General features: G+C 63.7%; 22 protein-coding genes. 14 read left to right on the top strand and 8 right to left on the bottom strand.

From position 1 onward, the window contains the following. Positions 1 to 43: 43 nt before the first annotated feature. Complete coding sequence (locus FNV92_RS07415) at positions 44 to 1,741, bottom strand: GMC family oxidoreductase (RefSeq protein ID WP_143841522.1); 1,698 nt, start codon at positions 1,739 to 1,741, stop codon at positions 44 to 46. A gap of 261 nt (positions 1,742 to 2,002) precedes the next feature. Here FNV92_RS07415 and FNV92_RS07420 point away from each other — a divergent pair, with 261 nt between their 5' ends. From FNV92_RS07420 to FNV92_RS07435, 4 genes are all read left to right on the top strand, one after another. Further along, positions 2,003 to 2,749 (top strand): metallophosphoesterase family protein, encoded by a 747-nt coding sequence (locus FNV92_RS07420; RefSeq protein WP_143841521.1) that lies wholly within the window; start codon positions 2,003 to 2,005, stop codon positions 2,747 to 2,749. Positions 2,750 to 3,060: 311 nt separating this feature from the next. Continuing rightward, complete coding sequence (locus tag FNV92_RS07425; protein ID WP_143841520.1) at positions 3,061 to 4,326, top strand: MBL fold metallo-hydrolase; 1,266 nt, start codon at positions 3,061 to 3,063, stop codon at positions 4,324 to 4,326. A 36-nt stretch (positions 4,327 to 4,362) separates the two neighbouring features. Beyond that, positions 4,363 to 5,280, top strand: coding sequence for a hypothetical protein (locus tag FNV92_RS07430; RefSeq protein WP_143841519.1), 918 nt, complete (start codon positions 4,363 to 4,365; stop codon positions 5,278 to 5,280). An 81-nt stretch (positions 5,281 to 5,361) separates the two neighbouring features. Then, positions 5,362 to 5,982 carry a metallophosphoesterase family protein gene (locus tag FNV92_RS07435; RefSeq protein ID WP_244623751.1) on the top strand — a complete coding sequence of 207 codons (621 nt, stop codon included), beginning with the start codon at positions 5,362 to 5,364 and terminating at the stop codon, positions 5,980 to 5,982. Positions 5,983 to 6,012: 30 nt separating this feature from the next. Here the strand turns inward: FNV92_RS07435 and FNV92_RS07440 are convergent, their stop codons facing one another. From FNV92_RS07440 to FNV92_RS07450, 3 genes are read right to left on the bottom strand one after another with little or no spacing between them, the layout of a single operon-like run. Continuing rightward, positions 6,013 to 6,771 (bottom strand): amino acid ABC transporter ATP-binding protein, encoded by a 759-nt coding sequence (locus FNV92_RS07440; protein WP_143841517.1) that lies wholly within the window; start codon positions 6,769 to 6,771, stop codon positions 6,013 to 6,015. Continuing rightward, on the bottom strand, positions 6,768 to 7,430 hold the full coding sequence (locus FNV92_RS07445; protein ID WP_143841516.1) for an amino acid ABC transporter permease: 663 nt from the start codon (positions 7,428 to 7,430) through the stop codon (positions 6,768 to 6,770). The genes FNV92_RS07440 and FNV92_RS07445 overlap by 4 nt, the downstream gene beginning before the upstream one ends. Before the next feature lie 13 nt (positions 7,431 to 7,443). Next, positions 7,444 to 8,283: a transporter substrate-binding domain-containing protein gene (locus tag FNV92_RS07450; protein ID WP_143841515.1), complete on the bottom strand. Its 840-nt coding sequence runs from the start codon at positions 8,281 to 8,283 to the stop codon at positions 7,444 to 7,446. A 237-nt stretch (positions 8,284 to 8,520) separates the two neighbouring features. On the opposite strand from FNV92_RS07450, the gene FNV92_RS07455 reads away from it, so the two are divergent. The 7 genes from FNV92_RS07455 to FNV92_RS07485 all read left to right on the top strand — a co-directional run bounded on the left by FNV92_RS07455 (position 8,521) and on the right by FNV92_RS07485 (position 15,528). Continuing rightward, positions 8,521 to 9,438, top strand: coding sequence for an NAD(P)-dependent oxidoreductase (locus FNV92_RS07455; RefSeq protein ID WP_143841514.1), 918 nt, complete (start codon positions 8,521 to 8,523; stop codon positions 9,436 to 9,438). A gap of 11 nt (positions 9,439 to 9,449) precedes the next feature. Next, positions 9,450 to 9,803, top strand: a complete 354-nt coding sequence (locus tag FNV92_RS07460) for a RidA family protein (RefSeq protein ID WP_143841513.1) — start codon at positions 9,450 to 9,452, stop codon at positions 9,801 to 9,803. 12 nt (positions 9,804 to 9,815) lie between these two features. After that, positions 9,816 to 11,042 carry a pyridoxal phosphate-dependent aminotransferase gene (locus tag FNV92_RS07465; protein ID WP_143841512.1) on the top strand — a complete coding sequence of 409 codons (1,227 nt, stop codon included), beginning with the start codon at positions 9,816 to 9,818 and terminating at the stop codon, positions 11,040 to 11,042. Further along, the gene (locus tag FNV92_RS07470; protein ID WP_014440079.1) at positions 11,039 to 12,700 is read left to right on the top strand and encodes a thiamine pyrophosphate-binding protein; all 1,662 of its coding nucleotides are present in this window, start codon (positions 11,039 to 11,041) and stop codon (positions 12,698 to 12,700) included. Before FNV92_RS07465 ends, FNV92_RS07470 begins: the two co-directional genes overlap by 4 nt. 3 nt (positions 12,701 to 12,703) lie before the next feature. Beyond that, positions 12,704 to 13,969, top strand: a complete 1,266-nt coding sequence (locus FNV92_RS07475; RefSeq protein ID WP_143841511.1) for an NAD(P)/FAD-dependent oxidoreductase — start codon at positions 12,704 to 12,706, stop codon at positions 13,967 to 13,969. A 9-nt stretch (positions 13,970 to 13,978) separates the two neighbouring features. Then, the gene (locus tag FNV92_RS07480) at positions 13,979 to 14,722 is read left to right on the top strand and encodes an aspartate/glutamate racemase family protein (RefSeq protein WP_143841510.1); all 744 of its coding nucleotides are present in this window, start codon (positions 13,979 to 13,981) and stop codon (positions 14,720 to 14,722) included. A gap of 101 nt (positions 14,723 to 14,823) precedes the next feature. Next, positions 14,824 to 15,528, top strand: coding sequence for a GntR family transcriptional regulator (locus FNV92_RS07485; RefSeq protein WP_244623750.1), 705 nt, complete (start codon positions 14,824 to 14,826; stop codon positions 15,526 to 15,528). 70 nt (positions 15,529 to 15,598) lie between these two features. Here FNV92_RS07485 and FNV92_RS07490 read toward each other — a convergent pair whose 3' ends face one another. Beyond that, entirely contained in the window at positions 15,599 to 16,156 is a 558-nt protein-coding gene (locus tag FNV92_RS07490; RefSeq protein ID WP_014440083.1) for a hypothetical protein, read from the bottom strand. 241 nt (positions 16,157 to 16,397) lie between these two features. Between FNV92_RS07490 and FNV92_RS07495 the strand changes: the two genes are divergently transcribed. The 3 genes from FNV92_RS07495 to FNV92_RS07505 are packed head-to-tail and all read left to right on the top strand — an operon-like array spanning position 16,398 to position 18,369. Then, positions 16,398 to 16,940, top strand: a complete 543-nt coding sequence (locus FNV92_RS07495; protein ID WP_143841508.1) for a thiamine pyrophosphate-binding protein — start codon at positions 16,398 to 16,400, stop codon at positions 16,938 to 16,940. Positions 16,941 to 16,945: 5 nt separating this feature from the next. Beyond that, positions 16,946 to 17,536: a thiamine pyrophosphate-dependent enzyme gene (locus tag FNV92_RS07500; protein WP_143841507.1), complete on the top strand. Its 591-nt coding sequence runs from the start codon at positions 16,946 to 16,948 to the stop codon at positions 17,534 to 17,536. Positions 17,537 to 17,589: 53 nt separating this feature from the next. Beyond that, the gene (locus FNV92_RS07505; protein ID WP_143841506.1) at positions 17,590 to 18,369 is read left to right on the top strand and encodes an SDR family NAD(P)-dependent oxidoreductase; all 780 of its coding nucleotides are present in this window, start codon (positions 17,590 to 17,592) and stop codon (positions 18,367 to 18,369) included. A 61-nt stretch (positions 18,370 to 18,430) separates the two neighbouring features. Here the strand turns inward: FNV92_RS07505 and FNV92_RS07510 are convergent, their stop codons facing one another. From FNV92_RS07510 to FNV92_RS07520, 3 genes are read right to left on the bottom strand one after another with little or no spacing between them, the layout of a single operon-like run. Next, entirely contained in the window at positions 18,431 to 19,258 is an 828-nt protein-coding gene (locus tag FNV92_RS07510) for a carbohydrate ABC transporter permease (RefSeq protein WP_143841505.1), read from the bottom strand. Next, the gene (locus FNV92_RS07515) at positions 19,255 to 20,103 is read right to left on the bottom strand and encodes a carbohydrate ABC transporter permease (RefSeq protein WP_014440089.1); all 849 of its coding nucleotides are present in this window, start codon (positions 20,101 to 20,103) and stop codon (positions 19,255 to 19,257) included. The genes FNV92_RS07510 and FNV92_RS07515 overlap by 4 nt, the downstream gene beginning before the upstream one ends. 7 nt (positions 20,104 to 20,110) lie before the next feature. Next, entirely contained in the window at positions 20,111 to 21,451 is a 1,341-nt protein-coding gene (locus FNV92_RS07520) for an ABC transporter substrate-binding protein (protein ID WP_143841504.1), read from the bottom strand. Positions 21,452 to 21,499 lie beyond the last annotated feature (48 nt).

A 21,499-nucleotide genomic window follows, 5' to 3' on the forward strand; every position in this document is an offset into this window, starting at 1 on the left:
TGGATTCCATTGAATCCACCATCCGCCCGGCCGTTGTTCGCGTTCACTGCATCATCGCTGCCGCGATCTTTTCCGCCGACATCAGCACCGGAAAATTGGTGTTGGCGCATGGCACCACCGGGAAGATCGAGGCATCGACGACGCGCAGGCCCTGGATGCCCTTGACGCGGCCCTGGTTGTCGACCACCGCCATCGGATCGTCGGCGCGGCCCATGCGGCACGAGCACGAGGCATGCCACACGCCGATGGTCGCCTTGCGCACGAAGGCTTCCAGCGCCTCATCGTCGTTGATGACGTCGTCGAAGGTAAAGCCCTCGACCACGAAATTGTCGATCATGTAGTGACGCAGCGCCGCCGGTCCGTCCATCAGGGTCGCGGCGATCTTCGTCAGGATCCTGTTGGTGTTGTTGACCACGCCGATCTTGCGCACGCGGTCGGTATAGGAGGCGGGGAACGGCTTGTCCGTCACCGCCTTGACCACGTCGCTCATCTGCACCGCCGCCATCTTGCGGAAGCCGCTCATCAGGCGATCGAGGTCGCGCCGGTCGGACAGCAAATTGAACTCGACGATCGGCTCGGCCGCGGGATCACGCGAGGCGAGCTTGACCTGTCCGGTCTCGGAATAGGTCTTGTTGACGAAGGTGAGCAGAGAGCCGATCTGCTCCCCCACCGCGTGCCAGGCCGACTTGCTGAGCAGGACGACGAACATGTCGCCCCTGGGCACGCCCGGCAGCTCCGACGAGTAGCGCAGGCCGAGTTGCATGTGGCGCCTGGTATGCTCGTTCATGCGCGCGCCGCGGCGGACAAAGGACGACAGCGAGATCGAGGGATGATCCATCAGGCGCTGGCCGACGCCTTGCAGCCCCATCCGTACGGGAATGCCCATATCCTTGAGGTGGCCGACCGGGCCGATGCCGGCACGCAGCAGATGCGCCGGTGAATGAATCGCGCCGCTGGAGAGGATGATCTCGCGTCCCCGGAATTCCTGCTCGCGACCGTCCACGATGGCCTTCACGCCGACGCATTGCGTGCCTTCGAACAGCAATTCTCGAACTTGCGTGTTGGTAGAGATCGTGAGGTTGGTGCGCTTGCGCGTGTCGCGGTCGAGATAGCCCATTGCGGCCGAGACGCGCTGCTCGGCCTGGTTGGAGTGCGTGACCGGAAAGAAGCCGTCGACGAATTCTCCGTTCTGGTCCGGCAGGAATTGGTGGCCGGCCTGCTGGAAGGCTTCGGCAAAAGCCTGCGAATGCCGTGTCCAGTGCTCGCGCGGAATTCTGCGTACCGGAATTCGGCCGTCCTTGCCGTGATACGGCCCGTCGAAATCGAGATCGCGCTCGACCTTCTTGAAGAAGGGCAGCACGTCGTTCCACGTCCACCCCTCGGCGCCGCGCGCGTCCCATTCGTCATAGTCGGTCGGCGCGCCGCGGTTGGCCATCTGGCCGTTGATCGACGAGCCGCCGCCCAGCACGCGCGCCTGCTCGTATTTGCGTAAGGGAGGACGGCTTTCGTGCGGATTGTTGTGGCTGACGACCTGGGTCGTGACCTTGAGCTCGGTCCAGTGGAAGCGCGGGTCGAAATAGGCGGTGCCCGGATAGCTGTCCCTGATCTCCGCTGGCTCGTTGCCCGGCGGCGTATCCTGTCCAGCCTCGCACAGCAGGACCTTGTTGGCGCTCTTCGCGGAGAGCCGGTGGGCCAGCACCGACCCCGCCGAGCCGCCGCCCACGATGATGTAGTCGTACACGATTGGCGTTTCCTCTTGTTCTTGTCCGGGAAGCGTAGCGCGTTATTTTCCCGAGGTCACGCCGGCATTGCCGCGACAGGTCGTACGGCGTCGCTTGATCGGCCACTTCGATTGTGTATTCTTTCCGCCAGCGCCGATTTGATCCTCAGCTTGCGGGCGCTTTACCAAATGCAGCTAAAGAGACCCGACTGAAAAGACGTGTCAGTCCTGCATTCTCCCGCATAGCGAAACCGATCGGCCGTTCCGAATGGGGTGGGCCATATGAGATTTGCTGCCATCGCGGACGTTCACGGAAATCGTCCGGCGCTTGAAGCGGTTCTTGCGGATATCGCTGTGCTCGGAATCACTGACATCGTGAACCTGGGTGACCATGTCAGCGGCCCGCTCGAGGCGGCCCGAACCGCGGACCTGCTGATGGAGCGGGGCCTCCCGTCAATCAGGGGCGATCAGGATCGAATCCTCGTGGAGCTCTGGCAGGCCGGTGGTTCGACCCGCAGCGATTTCCGCGAGCTCGAGCGCAGGCACTTCGACTGGATGGCCAGCATGCCGTCCACGCTGACATATCGAGAGCGGGTGTTCCTGTGCCACGGATCGCCAGGCGATGATGCCGCATTCTGGCTCGACCACATCGCCGACGACGGCTGCGCGCATCCGAGCGGAATTGATTCCATCGAGGCTGGCGCGGAGGGGATCAACGCCGAGATCATCCTGTGCGCCCACACGCACATTCCGCGCGTGGTGCGGCTGAGGGATGGCCGGCTGGTCGTCAATCCCGGCAGCGTGGGATTGCCCGGCTACGACGGGAAGCTGCCTGTGCCCTACGTGGTCGAGGTCGGCACGCCGCATGCGTGCTACGCGATTCTGGATCGTGCGGGAGGAGGCTGGTCCGCGACGATGCGGTACGTGCCGTATGACACCACGGCCATGGCCGGCCTGGCGCGAGCCAAGGGTATGCTGACCTGGGCGAGCGCGATTGCGACGGGCTGGGTGCAGCGGGCGGGCAAATGATGCTGCTTGGCCAACGATTGCCTATGAATCTGAGTTCGAGGAAGCCAGACTGGAGCTTCGAAGTGTTGCGTGAGGGCAACGCGGGAGTTTTTTTGGTCTAAAGGCGCAATTTCTCGGGCCCTCGTTTGAATATAGAGAGATGATTGCCAATCTCGGAGTTGTTGCCCAATGAATCCTGGACCCCTGAACGACCACGACAACTCCAATTCTCCCGAACGGGGCTTCGATCGGCACGCGCCGGGTCAGCGGGAGAGGCGCGAGAGCCAATTTCATCTGCGGCCGCGTCGCTAGGCCAGATTCAGGGACCGCAGATGCAAAGTGAATCGTCGGGCGCTTTCCGCGCGCGGATACACCGCGGCGCTCAACAAATTGGCGGGTCCTGCATCGAGCTGGAAGCAGGCGGCCAAAGGATACTGCTGGATTTGGGCTTGCCTCTCGCCGCCGCCGACGTCTCGGACGCTCTGCTGCCTGACGTGGAAGGGCTGCGCGGCGACCATCCGGGCCTGAACGCGATCGTCATCTCGCACGGACATGGCGATCACTGGGGATTGCTGCCGGTGTGCAGGCCGGGGATTCAAGTGGTCATGGGAGCGGCAACGGCGCGCATCTTGAGCGCGGCCGCCCCATTCGTACCGAACTCCTTCGTCCCGAGCGTCTCGCAGCACCTCAGCGACCGGACTGTCCTGCAGATCGGTCCCTTCCGCATCACGCCGTTTCTCGTCGACCATTCGGCCTATGACGCTTACGCCCTCCAGATCGAGGCTTGTGGGCGTCATCTGTTCTACAGCGGCGATATCCGCGCTCACGGTCGAAAGGCCGCGTTGTTCGAGCGATTGGTGAGCAAGCCGCCCGAACGCATCGACACGATGCTGATGGAAGGCTCGAGCCTTGGCCGGTTGAACGAGCACGACCGTTTCGAGAACGAAGATGCAATCGAGGCCAGGCTGGCCGAGAGCTTCGGCCGGCCGGGATTGGTATTGATCTCGGCATCGGCGCAGAACATTGACCGGCTGGTCAGCATCTACCGGGCCTGCAAGCGGACGGGACGGACGCTACTGCTTGATCTCTATGCGATGGAGATCCTGAGGGCCACCGGCAATCCGAATCTCCCCGCTATCGGTTGGCCGAACCTGTCCGTTTACGTTCCGGAATACCAACGGCGCCACATAGCCAGGAACCAGCGCTTCGACCTTCTCGAACCCTACAAGTCGGCGCGCATCTTTCGCGAGCATATCGCGGAGATCGCCGACAAGGCTGTCATGCTGTTTCGGCCCGCAATGGCGCGCGATCTCGACCTGGGTCATTTATGGGACAACGCGAGAGCGATCTGGTCGCAATGGGACGGATATCTGCAGGCCGGCCCCGGTGCGAAACTCAAGGTTGAACTGCTGGAGCGTGGAATCCAGCTCGAAGTCATCCACACGTCGGGACACGCCAGCATTGTCGACCTCAAACGGCTGGCGAGCGCGCTCAATCCGGGTCGGCTCGTGCCCATCCACACGTTCCACGGCGAACGATTCTCCGACTATTTCGACAACGTCACCCGCCGCGCGGACGGCGAGTGGTGGGATGTCTAAGGCAATTGTTTTTGAGACCGCGAAGGGGAGTAATAAATGGGAAGTGCAATCTCCAGCAAATTCATCGGGGATCTACAGGACGGAGGACTGCTGTCCGAACTGACGAAGAAGATCCAAAGCGACGACACGCTGATGCTGGCGCTTCGCGGTCACTACATCAACGTCTACTATCGCGGCGGAAGCATTCTGCACATTTCGGAGCAGGCTAGCGGGTACTCTGCGAAGTTCGACCTGAACTACGCCAGGGGAAAGGACCTCGGTCTGCCTGCCGGCGCTATTCAAACTCCGGCTGATTGTTCGAACTGGGTCACGGCGTTGCCGAGGCTCAAGGAAGCCATGAACTTCCATTTTGCGGAGACGCGCAAATCCGAGCGCGAGTTTCAGCAACTCGCCGCGTGGGAGAACAACAGGTCGGTCCTGTCGAACGACACGGAGTATTTCATCACGGACATTGAGTTTGCCGATCGCGATCACAGCGCGCGGCTCGACATGGTCGGACTCAAATGGCCGAGTAACCAGCGCAAGGACGAGACCCGCTGCACGCCGGTCCTCATCGAGATGAAGTATGGCACGGGTTCCTATGACGGGGCCGCCGGTATCGCAAAGCACATCGAGGATCTCGGCAAGATCCTGGGCGACTCCGTCAAGCGCGAAAGCCTGAACAAGACGATCGAGGATCAGTTCGACCAGTTGATGAAGCTGGAGCTGGTCGATTTCACGCCGCACAAGAAATATGGCCGGGCCGTCGTTTCCGGCAAGCCTGAGGTGGTCTTCCTGCTGGCGAACCACAACCCGCGCAGCAGAAGGCTGTTGAATATCGTCAACGAGATCGAAGAGTCCGAGCATTTCGACCTTCGCTTCTTCACGGCGAGCTTCGCGGGCTATGGAATGCATGATGCGTGTATGCTCAAGCTCGAGGAGTTCAGGGCGTTGCTGCGGCAGTTCGCGGGTTAGGAGTGAGCTCTGGCGCATTCACTGACCTTTGCCGTCGGCGATATTCACGGCTGTCTTGACGAACTGCTCACGCTGCTCGCCGTGTGCGAATTGGCGTGCCCGGACGAGGACGCGCGGTTCATCCTTGTCGGTGATTACATCGACAGAGGTCCCGACAGTCGTGGGGTCATCGACTTCCTGATCCGCCGGCAGTCGGATCAGGAGGGACGTTTCATCTGCCTGCGCGGCAATCATGAGGAGATGCTGGTCCGCGCTGCGGGCAGGCATCGCGCGGATCGCGATCTGATGAGCTGGTGGGGGAATGGCGGCGAGCGGACCCTCGACAGCTACGGCGCCGATGATCCCAGCGATTTGCCTGCCGAGCACCTGGCATGGCTTCGACGGCTTCCGTTGGTGCACAAGGACCGGCATCGCCTGTTCGTCCATGCCGGCATTCGTCCCGGCGTGCCGCTGTCTCTTCAGTCGCAGGAGGATCTGCTCTGGATCAGGGAGCCCTTCCTCTCGTCCGCCGACGATCACGGGCTGCTCGTCGTGCACGGGCATACGCCGGTGAGATCCGGGCGCCCCGATCTGCGGGCCAATCGATTGAATCTGGACACCGGCGCATGTTTTGGCGGCCCGCTGAGCGCCGCGGCATTTTCCAGCAGCCGGCGTGGGCCGGTGATGTTTGCCACCAGTCTGGGCGATATCGTCCGCTTGTAGCCGGCTGACCGTGCGGTAGCGCGAACGGCCCTAATGCGTCTCGTGAAACCGGGCCAGGAACGCCTTCAGCCGGTCGCTGCGCGGCTGGCGGATGGTCTCTTCCGGCGTGCCGATCTCGGCCATGATGCCGTCGTTCATGAAACCGACGCGGGTGGAGACGTCGGCCGCGAAGGCCATCTCGTGCGTGACCAGCACCATGGTCATGCCTTCGGCGGCGAGGCTGCGGATGACGGCGAGCACTTCACCGACGAGTTCGGGATCGAGCGCCGAGGTCGGCTCGTCGAACAGCATCACCTCGGGCTTCATCGCCAGCGCGCGGGCGATCGCGACGCGCTGCTTCTGGCCGCCGGAGAGCCGGCTCGGAAAGGCATCGGCCTTGTCGGCGAGGCCGACCTTGGCGAGCAGGTCGCGGCCGAGCGCGTCGGCGTCGGCGCGCGCCATGCCTTTCACCTGCACGGGCCCTTCGGTGACATTGGCGAGCACCGACATGTGCGGGAACAGATTGAAGTGCTGGAACACCATGCCGACATGTTCGCGCAATTGCGCAAGTTGCGCGTCCTTTGGCGCGCGAGGGCCTTTGCCGAACGCAAACCTGTGTGATCCAATCGCAAGCTCGCCCTGTTGCGGCATTTCCAGCAGGTTCAGGCAGCGCAGGAAAGTTGACTTGCCGGAGCCGGAGGCGCCGATCAGGGTGACGACTTCGCCGCGCGCGACCGAGAGCGAGACGCCCTTGAGCACCTCGTGGTCGCCGAATGCCTTGTGGATGTTGTCCGCGATCAGGGCCCTCATCGGTGTGCTCCCATCCTGAGCTCGATCCGGTCGGCGACCAGGGTCAGCGGGAACAGCACGACGAAATAGAGGATGGCGATCGTGGTGTAGACCTCGAGCGGCTTGTAGCTCGATGCGGTGATGACAGTGCCCTGATACAGCAGGTCGCCGACCGCCACCACGGACACCAGCGAGGTGTTCTTCAACTGCATGATGGTCTGGTTGATGAAGGAGGGAATCATCACCTGCGTTGCCTGCGGCAGCACGATGCGGCGGAAGATCTTGCCGCGTCGCATGCCGATGGCGCGTCCGGCCTCCCATTGACCGACATCGACTGCTTCTATGCCGCCGCGGAAAATCTCGGCGTAGAACGAGCCGGCATAGAGCGACAGCGCGAGGAAGCAGGCCATTGCCGGCGACATGTCGACGCCGATCAGGACGGGCAGGGCGTAATACATCCAGATCAGCTGCACGAGCAGCGGCGTACAGCGGAAGATTTCGATGTAGAGACGCAGCGGCACCGAAACCCAGCGCGGTGCCGTCGTGCGCAGGATGCCGACGACCAGTCCGATCGTGAGGCCCGCGACCACCGTGGTCACCGTGTAGAACAAGGTGACCAGGAGCCCTTGCCAGATCAGGCCCCAATACGGCTTGAGCGCCGCGAACTCCCAGACATACATCGTCGGATAGCCGTCAGAACTGCACTTCTGGCGGGAGATCGTCGGGGGTGAGCCCGACCGCCTGGAAGCCCTTCAGCATCCATTCGCGGGTTTGGCCCATCGCGCGGTTGTAGTCGGCCCAGGCGCTGAGGAAATCCTTGTAGCGGCGGTCGCTCTCGGCGCGGATGCCCATGTTGGTCGGCAGCGTCAGCAGCGGGCGCGGGATCGCGAGATCGCCGAGGTTCGGATTCTTCTTCAGGGTCGAGACCGAGAGCACCGCCAGCGAGACGTTGCAGTCGGCGCGGCCGGTGGCGACGGCAAGGATTGCCTCGTCGCGGTTCTTGAAGCCGAGGATGGTCGCCTTCGGGCAGTAGCGGCGTGCGATCGTCTCGTGCGTGGACCCGATGTCGACGGCGATCTTGACCTCGGGCTTGTTCAGCTCGGCCCAGGTCTGCGGCTTGGCAAAGCCCTTCTTGGTGATGACAGTGAAGGAGTGCACCAGGATCGGCGTCGAGAAGTCGATGACGAGGGCGCGCTCCGGGGTCGGGTTCACGGCAAAGGCGAGGTCGACCTTGTCGGCCTGCAGGTCGAGGATCTGGTTGCCCCAGGTCGATTCCAGCGTCTCGACCTTGGCCCCGAGCTTGCTCGCGATGTCGTTGGCCATGTCGATGCAGGCGCCCGACCACGTGCCGGTGGCGAGATCCTTATGGAAGTAGGGCTCCTGGCCCACGATGACGGAAACGCGCAGCACGCCATTCTTCTTGATGCGGTCGAGCGTGGAGGTCGGTGCGGTGTCGGCCTTGGCTGCGCTGCTCGCGGCGGCCATCGCGGCGCCTGCCAGCGCGACGGTGGTGAGTGCATCCCTGCGATTCATGGCTTGTTGCCTCCTGGAATTTGGGTCGGATCGTGTCCGGCCTCTGGACTATTTCTGTATTCAGGATAAAATGCAATACGGTATTTCGATTTGCTGTCCATTTGTGCGGCAAGGCAGAGGTGAGCCCAATATCCTGGCAGGATTGCGCAAAATTCGCCAAGCCGGGGGATTGTAAATAGCATTCAATTCTGAATACAAGACTGAACGCAATACGGAAGTGACCTGAAGGAGAGGCCTGTGCGCGCCCTATTCGTCGATGCGAATGAGACCCTAGCGGCGGTGACCGACAAATTGCTGGCCTCGCAGAAGCTGCCGGTCAGCATCAATCGCAACCCCTCCATCAAGCCCGACGATCTGCCTGGCCTGCTTGGCGATGCCGAGATCATGATCGTCGACCACACCGCGCTGCCATCAGCGATCGCCGAGACGTGCGCGAAGCTGAAGCATGTCGTCTTCCTCGGCACCGGCGCGCGCAGCTACATGAATCCGGAAGAGCTTGCTGAGCGGGGCATCGCCGTCCACACCATCAAGGGCTATGGCGACACGGCGGTCGCCGAATGCGCGATTGCGCTGATGTGGGCCTCCGCCCGAAATTTCGGCGAGATGGATCGCGGCATGCGCGAGGGCAACTGGCTGCGCCGTGACGCGATGCAACTCACCGGGAAGACGCTCGGCCTGATCGGCTTCGGCGGCATCGCGGCGGAAGCCGCGCGCATGGCGGCGGGCTGCGGCATGAAGGTGATCGCCTGGAACAGGACGCCGAAGACGCATCCCGGAGTCGAATTCGTTCCGCTGGAGAAGCTGCTGGCCGACAGCCACGTCGTCTCGCTGCATCTGCTGCTCACCGACGAGACCAAAGGCTTTTTGTCGCGCGAGCGCATCGCGCAGATGCGCAAGGGCAGCATCCTGATCAATACCGCGCGGGGTGCGGTCGTCGACGAGGATGCGATGCTCGACGCGCTGCGCTCGGGTCATATCGGCCACGCCGGCCTCGACGTCTTCACCGTCGAGCCGCTGCCCGCGGGTCACCCCGTGACCAAGCTGCCGAACGTGACGCTGTCGGCGCATTCGGCCTTCCGCACGCCCGAGGCGAGCGACAATCTCATTGGTGCTGCGCTCGATCACTGCCGCCGCATCATTGCCACCGGCAAGTAAGAGGACATCCCATGTCGGATATCACCCGTATCGACCAGAACGCCCGCCGCAGCCGCGCCTCCGTGTTCGGCGATCTCGTTTTTCTCGCCGGACAAGTCGCTGATACCAAGACTGCCGACATCACCCAGCAGACCAAAGAGGCGCTGGCGAAGGTTGACGACATGCTGGCGCGCGCCGGCACCGACAAGTCGCGCCTGCTCAGCGTGCAGGTCTGGCTCAAGACGATGGACGATTTCGACGCCATGAACGCGGTCTATGATGCCTGGGTCGTGCCGGGCAACGCGCCGACGCGCGCCTGCGGCAAGGTCGAGCTCGCCGATCCCGCCTTCCTCATCGAAGTGATCGCGATCGCCGCGCGCAAATAAAAAGGCTCGGCCGTGACAGTCCAGGCTTCCGCATCGAGCTTCCGTCCCGCCCGGCGCATCGGCGCGATCGGCGTCTCCGAGATCCTCAAGATCGGCGCGGTCGCGCAACGGCTCAAGCGCGAGGGACGGCCGGTGATCGTGCTCGGCGCGGGCGAGCCCGATTTCGATACGCCTGACCATGTCAAGGACGCCGCGATGCGCGCCATTCGCGCCGGCCAGACCAAATACACCATTCTGGACGGCACGCCGGAATTGAAGGCGGCCATCGCGCAGAAATTCCGGCGCGAGAACGATCTCGTCTACGCCGCCGATGAGATCACGGCCGGCGCCGGCGCCAAGCAGGTGATCCACAACGTCTTCATGGCGACGCTCAGCTCCGGCGATGAGGTCATCCTCGCAGCGCCCTATTGGACCAGCTATGCCGACATGGTGCGGATCGCCGACGGCACGCCGGTGGACGTGCTCTGCCGCGAGGACAACGGCTTTCGCCTCGATGCGGCCGACCTCGAACGCGCGATCACGCCGAAGACGCGCTGGCTGCTGCTGAACTCGCCGTCGAACCCGACCGGTGCAGCCTACTCCGCGCCGCAGCTGCGTCCGATCCTGGACGTGCTCAAGCGCCATCCGCATGTCTGGCTCATCGCCGACGATATCTACGAGCATCTGATCTATGACGGCATGCCGTTCGTGACCGCAGCGGCGCTCGAGCCGAGCCTGAAGTCGCGCACGCTGACGGTGAATGGTGTCTCCAAGGCCTATGCCATGACCGGCTGGCGCGTCGGCTATGGCGGCGGCCCGCGCGAATTGATCGCGGCGATGGCCGTGGTGCAGAGCCAGAGCACGACCAATCCCTGCTCGGTGAGCCAGGCCGCCGCGATTGCCGCGCTGACCGGGCCGCAGGATCTTCTGGTCGAACGCCGCGCCGCATTCCAGCGCCGCCGCGACATCGTGGTCGACGCGCTCAACGCGATCGACGGCGTCACCTGCCGCCGGCCGGAAGGCGCGTTCTACACCTATGCGAGCTGCGCCGGCCTGATCGGCCGCCTCACGCCGGACGGCGTCACGATCGACAGCGATGCCGCGTTCTGCCGCTTCCTGCTGGAGAGGCATGACGTGGCCGTGGTGCCGGGCAGCTGTTTCGGCCTTGCACCTTATTTCCGCCTGTCCTACGCCACCTCGGAACAAAACTTGCGCGAAGCCGTGATGCGCATCGCCAAAGCCTGCAGGGAGCTGTCATGACCATTCGTAACACCCGCACCGGGGGCCAGATCCTGATCGATCAGCTGGTCGCCCAGGGCGTCGACCGCGTCACCTGCGTGCCCGGCGAAAGCTATCTGGCGGCGCTCGATGCGCTGCATGACAGCCCGATCGACGTCGTGATCTGCCGCGCCGAAGGCGGCGCCGCGATGATGGCGGAAGCCTATGGCAAGCTCACCGGTCGCCCCGGTGTCTGCTTCGTCACCCGCGGCCCCGGCGCCACCAATGCCAGCCATGGCGTCCACATCGCGATGCAGGATTCGACCCCGATGATCCTGTTCGTCGGCCAGGTCGACACCGGCATGCGCGAGCGCGAGGCGTTCCAGGAGCTCGACTACAAGGCGGTGTTCGGCACCATGGCGAAATGGGCGGTCGAGATCGATCGTCCCGATCGCATCCCGGAGCTGGTCGCGCGCGCCTTCCGCGTCGCCATGCAGGGCCGTCCTGGTCCGGTCGTGATCGCGCTGCCGGAGAACATGCTGACCGAGACCGCGGCCGTCGCCGATGCCATGCGTATCGAGCCGGCGGTGAGCTGGCCGGCGCCTTCCGATGTCGAGCGCGTCGGTGCGATGCTCGCCAGCGCCAAGGCGCCGCTCGTCATCCTCGGCGGCTCGCGCTGGACCGATGAGGCCACGAAGAGCATCGCGCGCTTCGCCGAGCGCTTCGACCTGCCGGTCGCGACCTCGTTCCGCCGGGCGTCGCTGATCGACGCCGACCATTCGCATTATGCCGGCGATCTCGGCATCGGGCCGAGCCCGGGCCTGAAGGCGCGCATCGACAACGCCGATGTCATTCTTCTCATCGGCGGCCGCATGTCGGAGATGCCGTCCTCGTCCTACACGCTGCTCGACATTCCGACGCCGAAGCAGAAGCTGATCCATGTGCATCCGGGCTCGGAAGAGCTCGGCCGCGTCTATCAGCCGGAGCTGGCGATCCAGGCGACGCCTGCCGCGTTCGCCGCCGCCGTCGAGGCGTTGAAGCCTTCAGGCGCGGTTGCCTGGAAGGGCGAGGCCGCCAAGGCGCATGCCGATTATCTCGCCTGGACCGACAAGGCGCGCGAATTGCCGGGCACGTTCCAGTATGGCCAGGTCATGACGTGGCTGCGCGATCGCCTGCCGAAGGACGCGATCGTCTGCAACGGCGCCGGCAACTACGCCGGCTGGATCCATCGCCATCACCGCTTCCACAGCTTTGCCTCGCAGCTTGCGCCGACCTCGGGCTCGATGGGCTATGGCGTGCCGGCGGCGGTGCTCGCCAAGCGGCAATTTCCGGATCGCACCGTCATCGCGTTTGCCGGCGACGGCTGCTTCCTGATGAACGGCCAGGAGTTCGCGACCGCTGTGCAATACGACGTGCCGCTGGTCGTCATCGTCGTCGACAATTCGCAATACGGCACCATCCGCATGCACCAGGAGCGCGACTATCCTGGCCGCGTGGTCGGCACCCAGCTCAAGAACCCCGACTTCGCGATGTATGCCAAGGCGTTCGGCGGTCATGGCGAGCGCGTCGAGCGTACCGAGGAGTTCGCGCCGGCGTTCGAACGTGCGCTCGCCTCGGGCAAGCCGTCGATCCTCCATTGCATCATCGATCCGCGCGCGATCTCGGTCGGCAAGGATTTCACGCCGGCGGTGAAGGCGTAAGCGATGCCGGAGGGCCGCCACGTCGCCATCATCGGAGCCGGCGCGGTCGGCGTGGTCAGCGCCATCGAGGCGCTGCGCGAGGGGCATCGCGTCACGCTGATCGATCCCGGTGAGCCCGGTGGCGAACAGGCGGCAAGCTACGGCAACGCCGGCTGGCTCTCCTCGCATTCGGTGATCCCGCCGGCCGAGCCGGGCATCTGGAAGAAGGTGCCGGGCTATCTGATGGACCCGCTCGGGCCGCTGGCGATCCGCTGGTCTTACCTGCCGAAGGCGCTGCCCTGGCTGGTCAAGTACCTGCTCTCGGGCTGGACTGAGGCCCGCGTCGAGAAGACGGCTTTCGCGCTGCGCGATCTCCTGAAGGACGCGCCGCTGCTGCATCGGAAGCTTGCGGAAGAGGCCGGCGTTCCCGAGCTGGTCGAGCGCAACGGCGTGATGCATGTGTTCCCGTCGCGCGGCAATTTCGACAACGACCTCGGCTGGCGCCTGCGCAAGAAGGTCGGCGTCGAATGGCTGGAGCTCAACGCCGACGAGATGCGTCAGCGTGAGCCCGATCTGCATCCGCGCTACACCTTTGGCGTGGTGGTGGAGGAAGCCGGGCGCTGCCGCGATCCCGGCGCTTATGTCGCGGCGCTCGCCAATCATGCGCTGGCGAACGGTGTGAAACTCGTGCGCGCCAAGGCAACCGGGCTTAAGCTTTCCGGCAACAGGCTCGTCGCCGTCATCACCGAGATCGGCGAGATTCCCTGCGAAGCCGCCGTCGTCGCCGCCGGCGCGCATTCAAAGCGGCTCACCGCGTCGGTCGGCGATCCGCTGCCGCTCGAGACCGAGCGCGGCTATCACGTCATGATCGAGAACCCTGAGTCCGGGCCGCGCAGCTCGATGATGGCGTCGGATGCCAAGATGGTGGTGAACTGGACCGACAAGGGCCTGCGCGCCGCCGGCACGGTCGAGATTGCCGGCCTCGAGGCCGCGCCGAACTGGAAGCGCGCCGAGATATTGCGCAATCATCTTCTCAGCATGTTCCCGAAACTGCCAAAGGACATTCCGGCCTCGCGCATCAAGACCTGGTTCGGCCATCGGCCGAGCATGCCGGACGGATTGCCCTGCATCGGCCATGCGCGCGCCTCGCGCGATATCGTCTACGCCTTCGGCCACGGCCATATCGGCCTGGTCGGCTCGGCCCGCACCGGCCGTCTCGTCGCCCAGCTTCTGAGCGGCAAGCAGCCCGAAATTTCGCTCGCGCCGTTCGCGCCTACCCGCTTCCTCTGAGATCGCACCATGACCACATCAGCCAATGCATCTTCCCGCATCGCCCGTGGCGGCAAGGCCATCTACGGCGCGCCGCTTGGCATCCTGATGCTGGAAGCGCGCTTCCCCCGCATTCCCGGCGACATGGGCAACGGCACGACCTGGCCATTCCCCGTGCTCTATCGCGTCGTGAGCGGCGCATCGCCGGAGAAGGTGGTGCTGAAGGGCGCCGCCGGTCTGCTGCCCGACTTCATCGATGCGGCGAAGGATCTGGTGCGGCTGGGCGCCGAGGCCATCACCACCAATTGCGGCTTCCTCTCGCTGTTCCAGAAGGAGATCGCGGCCGCCGTCGGCGTTCCCGTCGCGACCTCATCGCTGATGCAGGTGCCGTGGGTGCAGGCGACCTTGCCGCCGGGCAAGCGCGTCGGCCTCGTCACGGTGTCGGGGTCGACCTTGACGCCGGCCCATCTCGAAGGTGCCGGCGTGCCGCTCGATACGCCGCTGGTCGGCACCGAGCATGGCAAGGAGTTTTTCCGCGTCCTGATCAAGGCCGAGAAGGACGACATGGACGTCGCCCAGGCCGAGCGCGACGTGGTCGAGGCCGGCAAGCAGCTTGTCGCCAAAAACCCTGATGTCGGCGCCATTGTCCTCGAATGCACCAACATGCCGCCTTATGCGGCAGCCTTGCAGGCCGAAGTCGGGTTGCCCGTCTACGACATCTATTCCATGATCACCTGGTTTCATGCTGGACTGCGCCCGCGCGCCTTCGCCTGATTTTGGCTGTCGTCCCTCTTCACAACCTCTGTCGTCGTTTGCATTGCAATCGTCGGCACAGCCCCGGTATATTAGGCTGTGTTCGGGCATGAATGCAGCAGATGAAGAGCAACGTGGAACTGGCTTCCGATAGTATCGTCGATCGCGTCTATGAACAGCTCAAGGCGATGGCCGTGAGCTATGAGTTCAAGCCGGGCGAACGGCTCAACGAGGGCGAGCTGGCAAAACGCCTTGGCGTCAGCCGCACGCCTCTGCGCGAAGCGCTCAACCGTCTCAACACCGAAGGTTTCCTGCGCTTCACGCCGGGCAAGGGTTTCTTCTGCCGCGAGCTCGACGCGCACGAGATCTTCGACCTCTACGAGCTGCGCAAATCGATCGAGGTCGCCTCGATCCGCCTCGCCATCAAGCGCGCGAAGGACGAGGATATCGACGCGCTGCTGAAGTTTCTCGAAGCCACCGGCCCCGATCCCGGCGAACGTTCTTCGGTCGAGCTGGTCGAGCTGGACGAGACCTTTCACGAGCGGCTGATGGCGATGTCGAACAATGCCGAGATGCTGCGCGTGCTGCGCAACGTCAACGCCCGCATCCGCTTCGTGCGTTGGATCGACATGGACAGCATCAACCGCTCCAACACCCAAGCCGAGCACCGCGCCGTGATCGAAGGGCTGAAGGCGCGGAACGAAGAGGCCTGCGTCTCGGTGCTGGAGAAGCACATCGATCGCCGCCTCGATCGCATCACGTCCGCGATCAAGGAAGGCTACGCGCAGATCTACATGCCGGCCGCGGCGAGGTCTGCGGCGAATTAACCAAAGCGAATCCCGGCCGTGGCGCCGGATGAGAAATAGCGCCACAGCTGTCTTCAATGGCTCCAGAGAGCTACGACGCGAGTTTTTGGCTCCTCAAGGCCGCGCGCGCGATGCTCTCTGCGAAGAGAGGTGTTTCGCGGCGATTGTGATCACCACCGTCGCGCTGCCTTCCAGCCGCTGCGTCCTCGAAGCTGATGCCGTTCCGGCCGATGAAGTCCATGAAATCGGTGGTGGGGTGTGCGATTACGCTGTTGGTGTACTCGCAGCTCTGGGCATCGATCCGCTTTACCGACAATGTCCATATCACCTGGACGCGCGTCCTTCCGTTCGGGGTGAATGCGTCGGAGGTGGACACCATCCGGCAAAGCGGCGGCGTGAAGGTCTCGGCGACGTAGTGTTGTATCATGAGCGTCTTGCCGATCATCTCCACATTAATCGACATCGGTGTGCCGCCCTCCGTGGTTGTGTAGCCGCATGAGATATGATCGGGAGGGCAGCAACGCAGGTATTCCGCCTCCGGCAGATAAGCCAACCAATCGGCAATATTCACCTTCTCGATCGGCACCCTGATGATATGACTGAAGGCAGAGTTGGAAAGCATCTTGTCGCGCAGAATCTCGTCGGGCATGTCAGGCTCCTAAATGGACGAACGTTGTGTGCAAACGATCGTCTCAATCCACGGCCTGAATGTCGCGGATGCGGAGCAGTATTTCTTTCGAGATTGCCTGATCACGCTCCCGAATATCCCAGTGCCGCGCTTCGAAGGGGGAGCGGCTATACAATCCGTCAATACCTGATCGTGCCAGACGGTCAGAGCCATCGCGCGGAATAATCGCTAGCATGTTGCTCGAAATTCAAGGAGACAAGCGGTGCACAGCCCTAAGCCCAATCCCGAAACGCGCGCCGGCGACGACTGGCCATCCGAGCTCTATCGCATCCTGAAGGCCGCGGACGTCGGGCAGATGTCCTACGTCCCCGATGCCGGCCATAGCCAGCTCATCCGCCTGTTCTCGGCCGACCGCGACGTCACCACCAACGTGCTGACGACCGAAGAGGAGGGCATCGCGATTGCCGCGGGCGCCTGGCTCGGCGGCCAGCGCAGCGTGCTGCTGATGCAGTCGAGCGGGGTTGGCAATTGCATCAACATGCTGTCGCTGTCGGCGATCGGCCGCTTTCCGCTCCTGATGCTGGTGACGATGCGCGGCGAATGGGCCGAGTTCAATCCCTGGCAGGTGCCGATGAGCCGGGCGACGCAGCCCTCGCTGGAGGCGATCGGCTTGAAAGTGATGCGTGCGGAGACGGCGGAGGATCTGGTCGAGACGGTCGAAGCGGCCGCGGCGCTCGCCTACGATTCAGACCAGCAGATCGCGGTCCTGATCGGGCAACGCCTGATCGGAAAGAAGAAATGGTGATGTCGATGTCTAATGCCTCTCAACTCGATCGCCGTGCCGCCGTTGCGGCTCTCCTGAAGAACCGCAAGGATACGCTGGTCGTCTCCGGCCTGGGCTCGCCCACCTATGACCTTCATTCCGTCGGCGACCACGACGGCAATTTCTATCTCTGGGGCGCCATGGGCGGCGGCGCGCTGATCGGCCTCGGCCTGGCCCAGGCGCAGCCGGGCAAGCGCGTGCTGGCCCTGACCGGTGACGGCGAGCAACTGATGGGCCTTGGCGGCCTTGCCACCATCGGCGTCGCGCGTCCCCGCAATCTCGACATCGTCGTGATCGACAACCAGCACTTTGGCGAGACCGGGATGCAGGCGAGCCACACCGGTCGTGGCGTCGATCTCACGGCGATCGCGGTTGCTTGCGGCTTTGCCGCAACCGGCACCGCGCGGACGATCGAGGAAGTGAAACGTCTCGCGACCGAGATCGCAGGACCGGCCGATGGGCCGCGGCTCTTTGTCATCAAGGTTCTAGCGGAAAATCCGCCGCGTTCGCTGCCCTCGCGCGATGCCGTCTTTATCAAGAACCGGTTCCGTGCTCATCTCGGCTTTGCGGCGGCCTGAACCGGAGTCTGATCCGGGATGGCCGCCCGAGCAGCACTTCTGGAGTGAGACCCATGAAACTATCCGGCAAGGTCGCCGCCATCACCGGCGCGGCGCGTGGCATCGGCAAGGCCTGTGCAAAGCGATTCCTCGATGACGGCGTAAAGGTCGTCATCTCCGATGTCGATGCCGACGGTCTGGCTGCAACGGCCGCCGAACTCGGGCGGCCGGACGCCCTGCGTACCGTGGTCGGCAATGTCGCCAGGCGCGCCGACGTGGACCAGCTCGTCGCAACCGCCGTGAAGGAATTCGGCCGGCTCGACATCATGGTCAACAATGCCGGCGTCGCCCGCAACCGGGACATCCTGGAGATCTCCGAAGAGGAATTCGACGAAATCATCGGCATCAACCTGAAGGGCGCGTTCTTCGGCGTCCAGGCGGCGGCCAGGCAGATGATCGCGCAGGGCGGCGGGGGCGTCATCATCAACATGTCCTCGGTCAACGCGCTGCTGGCGATCCCGGCGCTGGCGACCTACGCCATGTCGAAGGGCGGCATGAAGCAGCTGACCTCGGTCGCCGCGGTCGCGCTTGCCCCGCACAACATCCGCGTCGTCGCGGTCGGGCCGGGCACGATCCTGACCGATATGGTGGCATCCTCGATCTACACCTCGGAAGATGCCCGCAAAACCGTGATGTCGCGGACGCCGGCCGGCCGTGGCGGAGAGCCGAGCGAGGTTGCCTCGGTCGTCGCCTTCCTTGCCAGTGACGATGCGTCCTACATCACCGGGCAGACCATTTATCCCGATGGCGGCCGCCTGATCCTGAACTACACGGTGCCGGTGAAGGACAAGTAGGGCTCTTTGTTTTGACGTGTTTTCTTCACGCGAACCGGTACCCACTTCGCTCGAAAACGCTTTAGGACTTCACCGCGCCCGACGTCATGCCGTCGATGAACTGGCGCTGGAGCAGGACGAAGATCACGACGATCGGCAGCACGATGATGACGGCGGCAGACAGCATCTCGCCCCAGTCGGTCGAGTACTGGCCGGTCAGATTGTAGAAGCGCACGATCGCCGTGACGTTGCTGTCGTTCTGGAGGAACGTCACGGCGATGACGAACTCGTTCCAGGCGTTCAGGCCGACGATGATCGCGACTGTCAACAGTCCCGGCCGCATCATCGGGAGGATCACGTACCAGAATATCTGCCACGGTTTTGCGCCATCGACTTGCGCTGCTTCCTCGAGCGCGACGGGAATCGCCAGCGCATAGGTGCGCAGCAGGAAAATCGCGAACGGCGAGAACATCGCGGTGTAGATCAGCGCCACGGCGGGGATCGAATTGACCAGGCCGAGCTTGGCGAACATGAAATAGAGCGGATAGAGGTAGAGCTGCACGGGCACGGTGATCGTGGCCATGAAGTAGAAGGTGATGAAGCGCCAGACCTTGCCCCTCTGCCGCGCCAGCACATAGGCGCAGGGCGTCGCGGTGACGCAGACCATGACAATGGTAAGGATCGCGACCTCGGCACTGTGCAGCAGGCTCGGGCCTAGCTGGGCGTTGCGCCAGGCAGAGGAAAAATTCTCCCAGTGCAACTGGGTCGGCAGCGCCAGCGGATTGCTGCCGATCTCGGTCGTCGTCTTCAGCGCGTTGATCACGGCAAGCGCGATCGGCAGCAGCGAGCTGAACGATGCGACGCCGATCAGCCCGAGGCTGAATGTCCTGCTCCAGCGATCCCCGATCATGTCGATTGCGCGTCGTCGGTGATCTGGAGCCAGAGATAGACAGCGGTCGCGCAGAGGCCGAACAAACTCATGACGCAGGCGGCGGCAGCGGCCTGGCCAACGTCGCCCTCGAAGAAGGCGTGACGATAGGCAAACGTCGCCAGCACTTCGCTGCCATAGGCCGGGCCGCCGCGGGTGACGATGAAGATGAACTCGAACACCTGGAACGACCAGATCACGGTCAGGATCAGCATGAGTGTGAGCGTCGGGCGAATGCCCGGAATCAACACGTAGCGGAACAGCGCAAGGAAGCCCGCGCCGTCGAGCCGCGCCGCTTCGATCTGGTCGACGCTGATCTGCCGCATCGCCGACAGGAACACGACCGCGAGAAAGCCCCACCAGTGCCAGATGTCGACGGCCGCGACCGCATAGAGCGAACGATCGGGGTCGGCGAGGGGATCGGAGATCGAAAAGCCGCGCTCGTTCAACCAGGCGACGATGCCGGTGGCAGGGCTGAAGATCATGCCCTGGAAGATGCGCCCCGTAACTGCAACCGCGATGATGCGCGGCAGGAAGATGATGGACTGCACGACGATGCGTGCCTTCGGCGCCATCAGCAGTGCCGCGGCCATCACCAGGGCAAGGCAGACCGGCACGGTGAGAAAGATCGCCGTCCAGATGAAATTATTGGTCAGCGCGGACCAGAACACGGGATCGGCGAACATGTTCTGGAAATTGGCGAGGCCTGCCCACGCCGGCTTGCCGACACCATCCCACATGAAGAACGCCGCCGTGAATGTCAGCACGGCGGGCACCAGGATGATGCAGATATTGATCAGCAGCGCCGGAAGCGCGAACAGCCACATCTTGAGGTCAGGCCGTCCGCGGCGGCAGCGGCGGAACCTTGCCTTCCTTCGCTTCCTGGCTGAACAGCGTCTGCATCCGGGTAAGATAAGCGTCCGGCGTGATCTTGTTGAGCCAGACCTGCTCGATGCCCTCGATCAGGTAGGAGTTGGTCGCACCCGGCCAGAACGTCCAGGTGGTGAAGCCGTACTGCCCCCTGCTGAAGGCTTCGTGCAGATTGGCGATGGTCTTCTCGAACAGCGGATAGCCGATGCCCTTGAGCATGTCCGGCGGCAGGTCCTTGACCGGCAGGGCCCATTTGCCGGGCCAGTCGCGGTTCATGGTCTCGTAGAACTTGCGCGTCAGCATGAACTCGAACACGGCGGCGGCGCCTTCCGCATTCTGCGACGTCTTTGCGATCGACAGCGTCGCGCCGCAGGCCAAGTGCACCAGCGATCCCGTGAAGGCCGATCCAAGCGTCGGCGTCGGCATCACGTCCATCACCGTGTCGGGCTTCGACATGCCGTAGGATTTTGTACCGAACGACCAGGTGCCGCTGAACGCCATCGCCGCCTTGGCGTTGACGACCTGGAGGAAACTCTGCTCGATCGTCAGCGAGAAGTAGTTCTTGCCGAAATAGCCCTTGTTGTACCAGGCCTTTGACAGCTCGACGGCTTCGACAAAGGGCGGCGCGGTCCAGGGCAATTCGCCGGCGAGCGCCTTGCGGACATTATCGGGGCCGGCGACGTTGTTGAAGAACACCGTCATCAGCCACTCGTTCACGCCCTTCCAGTCGGCATTGCCGGCGCCGAAGGGGATGATCCCCTTGGCAAGCGCGGCGTCGGCGACCTCTTCCATCTCCTGCCGGTTGGTCGGCAGCTTCCAGCCGTGCTGCTTGAACAACTCCTTGTTGTAGAACAGGTGCATCGACTCGTAGTCGCGCGGCAGCGCGTAGAGCTTGCCGCCGTAGACGCTGGTGTTGAGCAGCGGCGCGAGGAAGCGATCCTTCCATTTGTACTTCTCGGCGAAATCGTCGAGGGGCAGAACCTGCCCGGCATTCGCGATCGCGGTGAGATAGGCGGGACCGGCAGTCTGCACGATGTCCGGACCGTTGCCGGCGACGAGGGCGACCTTCAGCAGATTATTGACGGCGGCGCCCTTCACCTCGAGCTGAAGCAGATATTTGTCCTGCGAGGCGTTGAAGGCCTCGACCAGATCGTTGCGTAGCGCGGCCTGACCATCCGAGTTCGCCTGGCCGAACCAGAACGTCACGACCTTGCGCCCCTCCTCGGCGAGGGCGCCGCGCGGCAGGCCTGCCGCAAGGGCTGCGGCGGGAATGGAGGCAACAAGCTGGCGTCGGGTCATGGTCATGGCGATGAACCTCGGTTTCCTCGGTACAGGTGACGATTGTTGATTTTC

The sequence above is a fragment of the Bradyrhizobium cosmicum genome (assembly GCF_007290395.2).
GTDB classification, from domain to species: domain Bacteria; phylum Pseudomonadota; class Alphaproteobacteria; order Rhizobiales; family Xanthobacteraceae; genus Bradyrhizobium; species Bradyrhizobium cosmicum.